Here is a 12,492-nt window from a genome sequence, read left to right on the forward strand (position 1 = left end):
ACGGACGCGCGGCGCCCTCAGGTCGCCGGTGTGCTCGGCAGATCGGGCGTCTGCGGCGCCTGTACGCCGTAGCAGCCGCGATATGTCGCGTAGAACGAGCAATACAGCATGGTCGTGACGATCATCGTGGCCGGCATGAGCACGGCGAACGCGAAGTCGCCGGCGCCGAGCGCCTGCATCAGCACTGACAAGCCGAGCGATACGGTTGTCGCCACCGCGAACCACAGCGCGCCGAACACGACAAACGCGCCGCGGTTGCGCCAGCAACTGACGAGGCTGAAGAACATCGCCTTGATGGGCGGCACGTCATGCCAGGCAGCAAGAATCGGCGAGAACCAGAAAAGCATGGCTACCGGAATGTAGAACGCGAAGGCCGTGACCACGGCAAGCGGCATATTGCTGTTGGCCATCGCCTCGGGGTCCATTGCGCCGGCCGCGCCGAGCATCACCTTGAGCAGCATGCCGCCGTCGGCGAGCGCCGAGCCCGCCAGCACCAGCGCCATCGCGATCACATAGAACACGCCGAGCACGATCAGCCGGCGCGCGACTACCGAGCCGTAGGAACGGAAACCGTCCGCGAGAATCGTCGGGAACACCGGCTTGCCGGCGATCGTGTTGCGGCACGCGGCCATGAAGCCGACCGCGACGCCGGGAATGAACGCGAGCGGCAAAACGCTGCCGATCAGCGGAATTTGCGCGACGAGCGTCATCACCAGCAGATAGGTGAAGAAGAGCGTCAGGAACGCGAGCGGATTCTTGCGGAACAGCCAGATGCCTTGCCGGAACCACACATAGCCGGTTTTCGCGGGGACTTCGATCAGTTGCATGAGGTATGGATGCCAGGAAGTGCGACGCCGGACAGGCGCTCGCGCAGAATGCGCTCGAAATGGCAGGGGTCGTGCGGCTTGAGCAACTCGGCCGCGCGCGGCAAATAAAAATCATACAGGCGCGACACCCAGAAACGGTACGCGCCCGCCCGCAGCATGTCGCCCCAATGACGGTTTTCCTCGACGGTGAAAGGACGCACGGTTTGATATGCGCGCAGCATCGCCTCGGTACGCGCGTGATCGAGCTTGCCCGTGGCGAGGTCCACGCACCAGTCGTTGACGGTGACCGCGACGTCGAACAGCCACTTGTCGCAGCCGGCGAAGTAAAAATCGAAGAAGCCGCCGAGCCGCACTTCGTGGCCGGTGTCGGGCGCGGCGTGCGCGAACATCGCGTTGTCGCGGAACAGATCGGCGTGGCACGGGCCTTCGGGCAACGCCGCGTAATCGGCGGATGCGAAGAACGCTTCCTGATACGCGAGTTCCGACGACAGCAGTTCACGCTGCTCGCCTTCGAGAAACGGCACGATGGTCGGCACGGTTTCCTTCCACCACGGCAGGCTGCGCAGATTCGGCTGATAGCCGCTGTAATCGCGCCCGGCGAGATGCATGCGCGCCAGCATCTGGCCGACTTCGATGCAGTGTTCGACGCCCGGCGCGAGCTCGGGCGCACCTTCCAGTTTCGTCACGATCGCCGCGGGCTTGCCGTGCAGCATGCCGAACAGCGAACCGTCCTCGCGCGGCATCGGGTCCGGCACGGGTACGCGGTGCGCCGCCAGATGGCGCATCAGGTTCAGATAGAACGGCAACTGCCCGGCCGTGAGCTTTTCAAAAATGGTGAGGACGTATTCGCCGCGCGTCGTCGTCAGAAAAAAATTGCTGTTCTCGATGCCGGATGTGATGCCGCGAAATTCGACGACGTCGCCGAGATCGTAATGGCGCATCCATTCTGCAAGTTGGGATTCGGTGACAGCGGTGAAGACAGCCATGCGGGGAACGTCGGATCAGGTTGGTCGGGCTGGCGCGGTGCGGCCAGCAACATACGTGCGGTGGTCAAGGCAGTGGCGAACGCGCGAACAGCGGGTCCGCAAACGGCAGCGGGATTCACGGCAACAGCGGCATCGAAACGGTTACAGCGGCTAAAGCAGCGGAAGCCGCACAAGCGGTCAGGCGGTCAACTTCGCGGCGCCATAACCGCGCGCGCGTTGGCCAAGGCGGGGCGAGGCCACTGCCCCGCGATTCATCAGTACCTCAGATTCACCGACGGCAAGCGCGTGCTCGCGCGACCGTTGTCGCGCACGGATGGCGACGTGTCGAGCGGCGCGCTCATCTGATAGCGCGTGCCGAGGTTCGAATGCACATTGATTTCGACCGGCTTGCCCTTGTCGCGGTATTCGGTGATTTCGGTGCCGTTCGCGCTGCGCTCGTAAAAGCTCGGCGTGCGCGGGACGTTGATCTCGACCTTCGAGCTGACCTCGGCGGCCGGCCGGTTGATCTTGTCAAGGTCGGGCAGACCGGCGCGTTCGTTGGCGGACTGCGGCGCGCCCGGAGGCGGCGTGGCGTCGACAGGCTGAGCAGCCATCGCGGCGTTGCCAAAGGCAAGGGCCAGTGCAACGGCGACGGGAAGGAGCGGCTTCATGGTGATTCTCCGGAAGGGTGCCCCGATTCTAGCAAATCCAGACCTCTGCCACGGGCGCGATCCCTTATTTTGCGCCGCTTTCGCGCGACGCGTCCGCGATTGCGCGAACGCCGCGACGGCGTGTGTCGACGAGCGGCGCGGTCATTTGGCGATCACGGGTTCCGTGGTAATGTCGTCTCATCAATCGAGGCGAACGAAGATGAACAACGATACCAATCAACGCGCGGTGCAAACTCCCGCGAACAGCTTCCCGACCGAATCCTTCGACGACGCTGCCGAAGCTGTCACCCGCCTGTCGGCGATCTACGAAGCGAACACCTCCTTTTTGCGCGACGCCTTCGCGCGCTATCGCCGCAACGAACTGTTCGAGCGGCGGGTGCGCGCATGCTATCCGTTCGTGCGCGTCTGCACCGAAGTGAACACGCATATCGATTCGCGCCGCTCGTATGGGTTCGTCGCGGGGCCTGGCGTGTTCGAGACCACGGTGACGCGGCCGGATCTGTTCGGCAACTACTATCGCGAGCAATTGCGGCTGCTGGCGAAGAACCATCATGTGAAGATCGAAGTCGGCGTATCCGATCAGCCGATTCCGATTCACTTCGCGTTCGCCGAAGGCATTCACCTCGAGGGCGATCTCGATCGCGAGCGTCTGTTCCTGATGCGCGACGTGTTCGACACACCGGACCTCGCGCTGCTCGACGACCGCATCGTCAACGGCACGTATGAGCCGTTGGCTGGCGATCCGCATCCGCTCGCGCTCTTCACGGCGGCGCGCGTCGATTTCTCGCTGCATCGGCTGAAGCATTACACGGCGACTTCGCCCACGCATTGCCAGAACTACGTGCTGTACACGAACTATCAGTTTTATATCGACGAGTTCGTCAAGCTGGGCCGCACGATGATGGCCCATACCGACGACGAGGAACTGCGCGCCTATCGCAGCGAATACACGTCGTTCGTCGAACCGGGCGATGTCGTCATGTACAACGAGAATCTCGGCGAGCAGGCGCAGGAAGGCACGGCGCCGCCGCGTCTGCCGCAGATGCCCGCGTATCACCTGAAGCGCGCGGACGGCAGCGGCATCACGATGATCAACATCGGCGTGGGGCCGTCGAACGCGAAGACCATCACCGATCACATCGCCGTGCTGCGTCCGCATGCGTGGATCATGCTTGGCCACTGCGCGGGTCTGCGCAATACGCAGCGTCTGGGCGACTATGTGCTCGCGCACGGTTATGTGCGCGAAGACCATGTACTCGACGCCGATTTGCCGCTGTGGGTGCCGATTCCGGCGCTCGCCGAAGTGCAGGTCGCGCTCGAGCGCGCGGTCGCGCAGGTCACGCAACTCGACGGTGTGGAACTCAAGCGCGTGATGCGCACGGGCACGGTCGCGAGTGTGGACAACCGTAATTGGGAGTTGCGCGATCATCGTGAGCCGGTGCAACGGCTGTCGCAAAGCCGCGCGATTGCATTGGATATGGAGAGCGCGACGATCGCCGCGAACGGGTTCCGTTTCCGTGTGCCTTACGGCACCTTGCTATGCGTGTCCGATAAACCGCTGCACGGTGAACTCAAACTGCCCGGCATGGCGGACCAGTTTTATCGCGCGCAGGTCGATCAGCATCTGCAAATCGGCGTGAAGGCGATGGAGCTTTTGCGCGAGAACGGGCTGCATCGTTTGCATAGCCGCAAGCTGCGCAGTTTCGCGGAAGTGGCGTTTCAGTAACGCGGCGTTTTCGGGAGCGCGCAGTGGTTTTCGCTGCGCGCTTCTGCGTTTGCAACCGCGACCGCAACCCGCCTTACTGCCCGAAGCCCGTAAGCCCGATCAAGCTCCCGGCGGCCAGCAGCCACAGCGGATGAATGCGCGTCTTCAACGCGACCGCCGCGGTCAACGCGGTGATCGCCCATGCGATCGCCGTCGAATCCGACGCTTGCGCAATCAGCGCCGCGCTCGCCGCGACGATGCCGGCCGTCACCGGCACGAGTCCGACTTGCGCGTAACGCCGCCACGGGCGGTCCTTGAAACGGTCCCACGCGTGCAGCGCGAATATCGTCACGATCGACGACGGCCCGAACTTCGCAATCGACGTGACCAGCATGCCCGGCCAACCGGCCACGTGCCATCCGATCAACGTGACGATCATCAGGTTCGGCCCCGGCGCGGCTTGCGCGAGCGCGAACAGCGCGCTGAATTCGCTGGCCGGCATCCAGTGATGCACCTCGACCACCTGACGCTGCATCTCCGGAAGAATGGTGTTCCCGCCGCCGAATGCGAGCAGCGAAAGCTGGCTGAAAATGATCGCGAGGGAAATCAGCGTGTCGTTCATTGCGCGTTCCTCGATGCGACGTAGATGCTGAGCGGCGTCAGCACCAGCATGGTGGGCAAGAGCGGCAGCCGCATGATCGCAATCGCGATGAAGCCGAGCGCGGCGATCAGCGCGGCCATCGGTTTATTGCGCAACGGCAGCACGATCTTTATCGCCATCGAAATTAGAAGGCCCGCCGCGGCAGCCGCAAGCCCCGCGAACAGATGGCGCACATGCGGGTCGTCTTGCGTGCGTTCGTACAGCACGCCCAGACCGATCACGACCAGCGACGGCCCCGCGATCAACCCAAGCAATCCAGCAAGCGCGCCCGCAATTCCGCGAAAGCGCATGCCGACGGCGACCGAAAGATTGATCACATTGCCGCCTGGCAGGAACTGGCAGAGGCCGAGCAGGTCGGTGAAGTCTTCGGCGCTCAACCAGCGGCGTTGCTCGACGAGCGCGCGGCGCGCGAGCGGCAACGCGCCGCCGAACGAGATCAGGCCCAGGCCGAGAAAGCCGCTAAAAATTTCCCGCACGGTGGGCTTCGGGCCCGTGGCGGAATCGAGTGAGGTGAGGTTGTGGTCCATGGCGCTTCGCTTCCAGTTCAAGCTCAGAAGGTTAGCGCCGAACCGCCGCGCCACAAAACGATTTTTGGGCCGCGCCTTGTGATCTACAATCACAAGCATGGCTCGCAATCTTCCTCCTTTCCCTGCGCTGCGCGCCTTTGAAGCTGCGGCGCGTCACGAAAGCTTCAGCGCCGCCGCGAACGAGCTGCATGTGACTCACGGTGCAATCAGCCGGCAGGTCGCCGCGTTCGAGTCCTGGCTCGGCGTGCAGGTGTTCCAGCGTCACGGCAAGCGTGTGCGGCTGACGGCCGACGGCCGCCGCTATCTGTCGACGGTGCAAGCCGCGTTCGACAGCATCGCGCACGCCACCGACCAGTTGCGCGACACCGGCGTCGTGCATGTGCTGCGCGTGAATGCGCTGCCCACGTTCGCGATGAAGTGGCTGCTGCCGCGTCTGCACCAGTTCCAGCGCAAGGTGCCGAATGCCGAATTGCGGCTCGCAACGTCGAATGCGCCCGTCGAGACATTGGACAGTTTCGACGTCGCCGTACGGCGCGGTCCCGCGCATTGGCCGAACTGCGTGAGCGGCCATTTTCTCGGCGAGAGCGAGCTGCCCGTGTGCAGTCCCGCGTTGCTGCAGCGCTCGCCGATCCGAATCGCGGACGATCTCGCGCGGCATGTGCTGCTGCATTCGGACACGCGGCCCGATGCGTGGAGCAACTGGTTATCGGCGGCGGGCGTGACGGCCAAGTGCCGCAAAAAGCAATCGTTCGATCACTTCTATCTGGCGTTGCAGGCCGCGGTGGATGGGCTCGGCGTGGCGCTCGGCCCATTGCCGCTGCTCGCCGACGAACTCGCGTCGGGCCGGCTCGTCGTGCCGCTCGCCGGACCGCGGATCGACGCGCGCGGCTATTGGTGGGTCGCACGCAGGGAGGTCGCGAATGCGCCGCTCGTCGCACAATTCTGCGAATGGTTGCAGGCGCAAGGCGATCAGACCGACGAGATGCAAATGCAGGTGCAGGCGCAGACGTAGGCTGTTAAACATTAAACATGAAGCACAAACGCAAAACGGGCAGCACAAAGGCTGCCCGTTTTGTTTAAAGCTCGCGCGTGCGTACGTTACAGATAGAACATTCGGTCTTCTTCCGACTTGGTCGGCTGCGGCTCGGCGCCTTCGCGATCTTCGTAGAACTTCAGCACCGCTTCGAGCACCTGGTCCGGATCGTCGATTACCTGCATCAGGTCGATGTCGGTCGGATTGATGAGACCCATTGGCGTCAGCGAATTCTTGAACCACGCAAGCAGTCCTTCCCAGAACTCGGCGCCCACCAGAATGATCGGCACGTGGCGCGACTTCTTGGTTTGAATGAGCGTGAGCACTTCGGCGAGTTCGTCCAACGTGCCGAAACCGCCGGGCATGACGATCACCGCGTCGGAGTTCTTGACGAACGTGACCTTGCGCGTGAAGAAGTGACGAAAGCGCAGCGAGATGTCTTGCCACTGATTGCCCGATTGCTCGTGCGGCAACTCGATGTTGAGGCCAACCGAAGGCGCCTTGCCTGCATGCGCGCCTTTATTCGCGGCTTCCATGATGCCGGGGCCACCGCCGGAGATCACGGCGAAGCCCGCATCCGACAGCTTGCGCGCGATTTGCGTGGCGAGTTTGTAATACGGCGAGTTCGGTTTCAGGCGCGCTGAACCGTAGATGCTGACAGCCGGGCGAATCTCCGAGAGGTACTCGGTCGCCTCAATAAACTCTGCCATAATCGTGAACATCTGCCACGATGCGCGGGCCTTTTTTGCCGTTGCGCGCTCTTGATCTGCGAGTGATCGCAGACTCGGAATCACTTTTCTCTTAGTCATAATGCCTGAAGAACGAAGCCTTGAAGGTAAGACCCTGCTATTGGTCGACGGTTCGAGTTATCTGTACCGGGCCTACCATGCGATGCCTGATCTGCGCGGGCCCGACGGTGGTCCCACGGGTGCGCTCTATGGGATGATCAACATGCTGCGGCGCATGCGCAAGGAAGTCACAGCAGAGTATAGCGCGTGCGTGTTCGACGCCAAGGGCAAAACGTTTCGCGACGACTGGTATCCCGACTATAAGGCGAATCGTCCTTCCATGCCCGACGATCTGTCGCGGCAAATCGAGCCGATTCACGTGGCCGTGCGCGCTCTCGGCTGGCCGCTTCTGATGATCGACGGCGTGGAAGCCGACGACGTGATCGGCACGCTTTCCACCGAGGCGGAAAAGCGCGGCATGAACGTGATCGTGTCGACTGGTGACAAGGATCTGGCGCAGCTCGTGTCGGATCATGTCACCCTCATCAATACGATGACCAACGAAAAGCTCGACCGTGCCGGCGTGCTCGCCAAATTCGGCGTGCCGCCGGAGCGCATTGTCGACTACCTGTCGTTGATCGGCGATACCGTCGACAACGTGCCGGGCGTCGAGAAATGCGGACCGAAAACCGCGCTCAAATGGCTGACGCAATATGAGTCGCTGGATGGCATCGTCGCACATGCGGACGAGATCAAAGGTGCGGTAGGAGACAATCTGCGACGCGCGCTCGACTTTCTGCCGATGGCGCGCAAGCTCGTCACCGTCGAACGCAATTGCGATCTGACCGAACATATCGCGTCGATCGGGGAAAATTTGCAGAGCCGCCCTGAATCGCGGGAGGAATTGCGCGACGTGTTCACGCGCCACGGGTTCAAGACCTGGCTGCGCGAGGTGGAAATTGTCGACGCGGTGGAAGGTCCGGAAACCGACGTGCCGCCGGCGCTCACCGTCGATCACGAACGGCACTACGAAACCGTGCAGACGTGGGAGCAATTCGACGCGTGGCTGCAAAAGATCAACACAGCGGAGATCACTTCGTTCGATACCGAAACCACGTCGCTCGATCCGATGGTCGCGCAAATCGTGGGCCTGTCGTTCTCGGTTGAGGCAGGTCATGCCGCTTATGTGCCGGTCGCGCATCGCGGCCCGGACGCGCCCGTGCAACTGCCGCGCCATGAAGTGCTCGCGAAGCTCAAGCCGTGGCTCGAAAGCGCGGAGCATAAAAAAGTCGGTCAGCATCTGAAGTACGACGAACAGGTGCTCGCCAATTACGGCATTGAAATGCGCGGCGTCGAACACGACACGCTGCTGCAATCGTACGTGCTGGAATCGCATCGTCCGCATGACATGGACAACCTCGCGCTGCGCCATCTCGGCATCAAGACGATCAAGTATGAAGACGTCGCGGGCAAGGGCGCGCAGCAAATCGGTTTCGACGAAGTCGCGCTCGACAAGGCCGCCGAATACGCAGCCGAAGACGCCGACATCACGTTGCGTCTGCATCAAACGCTGTATCCGCAGCTCGCAGCGGAAGAGACGCTCGAGCATGTGTATCGCGACATCGAAGTGCCCACGTCGCGCGTATTGCGCAAGATGGAGCGCAGCGGCGTTTTGATCGACGCGGAAAAGTTGCGTCAGCAAAGCAGCGAAATTGCAACGCGGCTTATCCAGTTGGAGAGCGAGGCGTATGTGCTCGCCGGCGGCGAATTCAACCTTGGTTCGCCGAAGCAGATTGGCCAGATCTTCTTCGAACGACTCGAGTTGCCGGTCGTGAAGAAAACGCCGAGCGGCGCGCCTTCGACGGACGAAGAAGTGCTGCAAAAGCTCGCCGAAGATTATCCGTTGCCGAAAATTTTGCTCGAACATCGCGGCTTGTCGAAGCTGAAGTCCACGTACACCGACAAGCTGCCGCGCATGGTCAACGCAAACACGGGCCGCGTGCACACGAACTATGCGCAGGCCGTCGCGGTCACGGGGCGTCTTGCGTCGAACGATCCGAACCTGCAGAACATTCCTGTGCGCACCGGCGAAGGCCGCCGCATTCGCGAAGCCTTCATTGCGCCGCCGGGACACAAGCTCGTTTCCGCGGATTACTCGCAAATCGAACTGCGCATCATGGCGCACATTTCGGGCGACGAATCGTTGCTACGCGCCTTCTCGGAAGGTGAAGACATTCACCGCGCGACCGCCGCGGAAATTTTCAGCGTGACGCCGCTCGAAGTGTCGAACGATCAGCGGCGCGTGGCGAAGGTCATCAACTTCGGACTGATCTACGGCATGAGTTCGTTCGGACTCGCGTCGAATCTCGGCATTACGCGCGATGCCGCCAAGCTTTATATCGACCGCTATTTCGCACGTTATCCGGGCGTCGCGCGTTATATGGACGAGACGCGCTTAAGCGCGAAAGCCAAGGGTTATGTCGAGACCGTTTTCGGCCGACGGCTGTGGCTGCCGGAAATCAACGGCGGCAACGGTCCACGTCGTCAGGCCGCCGAGCGCGCGGCTATTAACGCGCCGATGCAAGGCACGGCCGCCGACCTCATCAAGCTCTCGATGATCGCCGTGCAGAAGTGGATCGAAGAATCGAACATCGGCACGCGCATGATCATGCAGGTGCACGACGAACTGATCCTCGAAGTACCCGACGAAGAACTGTCCGACGTGCGCAAGCGTCTGCCGGAGTTGATGTGCGGCGTCGCCGCGCTGAAAGTGCCGCTGGTCGCGGAGGTCGGCGCGGGGCTCAACTGGGAGGAAGCGCATTGACGCACGTGTGACGGCGCGCAATAGCGTCGTTTGCATGTCACACATGCAAATTGGCAGCTTGTGACAACCCGTGCGGCTCACGGACAATCGGTAAGAACGCGTGCCCGCGGCGCGCGATTACGACGCACAACCCATCGGCAAATACGGAGAGTTCAATGCATCGTTTTATCGTCGTTGGCGGAGGCGCAGGAGGACTCGAGCTGGCAACTCGCCTGGGCGATCGCTATGGTCACAACAACAAGGCGGGCACGCGTGCGCAGGTCACGCTCGTCGACCGTAACCCGACGCATATCTGGAAGCCGCTGTTGCATGAGGTGGCGGCCGGCAGCATGGACCCGTTCACGCAGGAACTCGAATATGCGGCGCAAGCGCGCTGGCATGGCTTCGAGTTTCAGCAGGGCGAGCTGACGGGGCTTGATCGCGCGAACAAGCGCCTCACGCTCGGCACCGTACTCGACGACGACGGCGCCGAACTGCTGCCCGTGCGCCAGCTCGAGTACGACACGCTGATCATCGCGATCGGCAGCACGACCGCATTCTTCGGCGTGAAAGGCGCGCCGGAATTCTCCCTTGCACTCGACACCGTCAGCCAGGCCGAGCGCTTTCGCAAGCGCCTGATCGCGGCTTGCATGCGGGCCGAGCATCAGGCGCATGAACCGGTCGAGTCGGGACCGGGCACGTCGCCTTCAACCGAGCCGCGCATTCAGGTGGCGATTGTCGGCGGCGGCGCGACCGGCGTCGAACTGTCGGCGGAATTGCGCAATACGGCGCAGGTGTTGTCGGCGTATGGTCTGCATAAGCTCGATCCGCGGCATGACGTGGGCATTGTATTGATCGAAGCGGGGCCGCGCATTTTGCCGGCCTTGCAGGAACGCGTGTCGACGGCAACGGCCGAATTGCTGACCAAGCTCGGCGTCAGGCTGATGACGAGCGAAACGGTGGCCGAGGTCGCGCCCGGCATCATCCGCACGGCAAGCGGCAAAACCGTGCGCGCCGATCTGACGGTGTGGGCGGCGGGCATCAGGGCGCCGGCTATTCTGAGCCAGCTCGACGGCCTGCCCGTCAACCGTCTTGGTCAACTCAACGTGCGCCGCACGCTGCAAACCGAAATCGACGACAACGTGTTCGCGCTCGGCGATTGCGCGGCGTGTCCGTGGCCGGGCAACGAGAAGAATGTGCCGCCGCGCGCGCAGGCCGCGCATCAGCAGGCGAGCTTTCTGTTGAAGGCGCTGGCGGCGCGGCTCGAGAACCGGCCGCTGCCCGAGTTCACGTATCGCGACTTCGGCTCGCTCGTGTCGCTCGGGCACTTCAGCGCGGTCGGCAATCTGATGGGCGGGGTGATCGGCGGCAATATGCTGATTGAAGGGCTGTTCGCGCGCTTCATGTACATGTCGCTGTACCGGCTGCATATCGCCGCGCTGCACGGCTATGCGCGCATGGTGCTCGACACGTTCGCGCACTGGCTGCGGCGCACCACGTTGCCGCGGGTCAAGCTGCACTGACTGCGCGGCATGTTGGACGTTCGCACGTTCGCGCGTGGTTGCATGTTCGCATGTTCGGATCTGCAACGGGACACGCGTGAGGCGTATCCTGTTGCCTCCACCGTTCAACGAGGAGCGCCCGCATGCTGAACCCCGATGTCGACAGCCTCGCCCCGCACGTTCCCTTCAATCGACGCACCTTCATCAAGGCCGCACTCGGCACCGGCTTCGCGGCTGCGGTGTTGCCGGTGTCGGCGCAAACCATCCATACCGATAGCGAAGGTCTCGAGGCCGGCGAAATTGCCGTGCGCTCGGGCGGCACGCTGGTGCCCGCCTATCGCGCGCAGCCGAAGGGCAAGACGCATCTGCCGGTGATCATCGTGATTCACGAGGCGTTCGGCGTGCATGAGCATATCGCCGACGTTTGCCGGCGCTTCGCCAAACTCGGCTATCTGGCCATTGCGCCGGATCTGTTTGTCCGCGAAGGCGATCCGATGGCGCTGCCGACCATTGCGCAGATCAGTCAGCAAATCCTCAGCAAGGTGCCGGACGACCAGGCGCTGGCCGATCTCGACGCGACCGTTGCATGGGCCGGCGAGCACGGCGGCGATCTGAAGCGCCTCGGTGTGACGGGCTTTTGCTGGGGCGGCCGCATGGCCTGGCTGTATGCGGAGCACGAGCCGCGGCTTAAGGCGGCGGTCGCGTGGTATGGGCGCGTAGCCGGCGATCATACGGCCACCAACCCGGCGAATCCGCTCGACCGCGTGGCCGATCTTCACGCGCCGGTGCTCGGTCTATACGGCTTGCAGGATCAGAGCATTCCGCAGGAATCGCTCGAGCAGATGAAGCAGGCGATCGCGCAAGGGCCGAACGTCGCGCGCGGTTCGCAGTTCGTTGTCTACGACGATGCGGGCCATGCGTTCTTTGCGGATTATCGGCCGAGCTACAAGAAGGCCGATGCCGAAGATGGCTGGCGCCGCGCGCTCACCTGGTTCAAGCAGCACGGCGTGGCTTGACGGGCGATTCGGAGTGTTTGGAGGCGGGTGCGTTTGCTGAAAGACGAAAGGCCG

At 62.8% G+C, this 12,492-nt stretch carries 11 protein-coding genes; 5 read left to right on the plus strand and 6 right to left on the minus strand.

Annotation, left to right across the window (positions count from 1 at the left end; translation table 11 throughout):
• Positions 1 to 17 precede the first annotated feature (17 nt).
• The 3 genes from P0D87_RS28040 to P0D87_RS28050 form a co-directional block, all read right to left on the minus strand.
• Positions 18 to 827 (minus strand): BPSS1780 family membrane protein, encoded by an 810-nt coding sequence (locus P0D87_RS28040; RefSeq protein ID WP_006047638.1) that lies wholly within the window; start codon positions 825 to 827, stop codon positions 18 to 20.
• On the minus strand, positions 818 to 1,813 hold the full coding sequence (locus tag P0D87_RS28045; RefSeq protein ID WP_053859673.1) for a homoserine kinase: 996 nt from the start codon (positions 1,811 to 1,813) through the stop codon (positions 818 to 820). Before P0D87_RS28045 ends, P0D87_RS28040 begins: the two co-directional genes overlap by 10 nt.
• A gap of 254 nt (positions 1,814 to 2,067) precedes the next feature.
• Positions 2,068 to 2,463, minus strand: a complete 396-nt coding sequence (locus P0D87_RS28050; RefSeq protein ID WP_006047640.1) for a hypothetical protein — start codon at positions 2,461 to 2,463, stop codon at positions 2,068 to 2,070.
• Between the two features lie 199 nt (positions 2,464 to 2,662).
• Here P0D87_RS28050 and P0D87_RS28055 point away from each other — a divergent pair, with 199 nt between their 5' ends.
• Positions 2,663 to 4,189 carry an AMP nucleosidase gene (locus tag P0D87_RS28055; protein ID WP_006047641.1) on the plus strand — a complete coding sequence of 509 codons (1,527 nt, stop codon included), beginning with the start codon at positions 2,663 to 2,665 and terminating at the stop codon, positions 4,187 to 4,189.
• 73 nt (positions 4,190 to 4,262) lie between these two features.
• Here the strand turns inward: P0D87_RS28055 and P0D87_RS28060 are convergent, their stop codons facing one another.
• Together P0D87_RS28060 and P0D87_RS28065 are read right to left on the minus strand one after the other, a co-directional pair.
• Positions 4,263 to 4,790: a chromate transporter gene (locus tag P0D87_RS28060; protein WP_006047642.1), complete on the minus strand. Its 528-nt coding sequence runs from the start codon at positions 4,788 to 4,790 to the stop codon at positions 4,263 to 4,265.
• Entirely contained in the window at positions 4,787 to 5,356 is a 570-nt protein-coding gene (locus tag P0D87_RS28065) for a chromate transporter (protein ID WP_006047643.1), read from the minus strand. The genes P0D87_RS28060 and P0D87_RS28065 overlap by 4 nt, the downstream gene beginning before the upstream one ends.
• A gap of 97 nt (positions 5,357 to 5,453) precedes the next feature.
• Between P0D87_RS28065 and P0D87_RS28070 the strand changes: the two genes are divergently transcribed.
• On the plus strand, positions 5,454 to 6,368 hold the full coding sequence (locus P0D87_RS28070; RefSeq protein WP_053859672.1) for a transcriptional regulator GcvA: 915 nt from the start codon (positions 5,454 to 5,456) through the stop codon (positions 6,366 to 6,368).
• Between the two features lie 86 nt (positions 6,369 to 6,454).
• Here the strand turns inward: P0D87_RS28070 and P0D87_RS28075 are convergent, their stop codons facing one another.
• Positions 6,455 to 7,198, minus strand: coding sequence for an LOG family protein (locus P0D87_RS28075; RefSeq protein WP_013342013.1), 744 nt, complete (start codon positions 7,196 to 7,198; stop codon positions 6,455 to 6,457).
• 1 nt (position 7,199) lies between these two features.
• On the opposite strand from P0D87_RS28075, the gene polA reads away from it, so the two are divergent.
• From polA to P0D87_RS28090, 3 genes are all read left to right on the plus strand, one after another.
• Positions 7,200 to 9,941, plus strand: a complete 2,742-nt coding sequence (gene polA, locus P0D87_RS28080) for a DNA polymerase I (RefSeq protein ID WP_053859671.1) — start codon at positions 7,200 to 7,202, stop codon at positions 9,939 to 9,941.
• Positions 9,942 to 10,096: 155 nt separating this feature from the next.
• A complete protein-coding gene (locus P0D87_RS28085) occupies positions 10,097 to 11,443 on the plus strand; it encodes an NAD(P)/FAD-dependent oxidoreductase (RefSeq protein WP_006047647.1) in 1,347 nt (448 codons plus the stop codon).
• 122 nt (positions 11,444 to 11,565) lie between these two features.
• The gene (locus P0D87_RS28090) at positions 11,566 to 12,438 is read left to right on the plus strand and encodes a dienelactone hydrolase family protein (protein ID WP_006047648.1); all 873 of its coding nucleotides are present in this window, start codon (positions 11,566 to 11,568) and stop codon (positions 12,436 to 12,438) included.
• Positions 12,439 to 12,492: the final 54 nt, after the last annotated feature.

Source organism: Paraburkholderia sp. RL17-368-BIF-A, assembly GCF_046054045.1.
GTDB classification, from domain to species: domain Bacteria; phylum Pseudomonadota; class Gammaproteobacteria; order Burkholderiales; family Burkholderiaceae; genus Paraburkholderia; species Paraburkholderia graminis.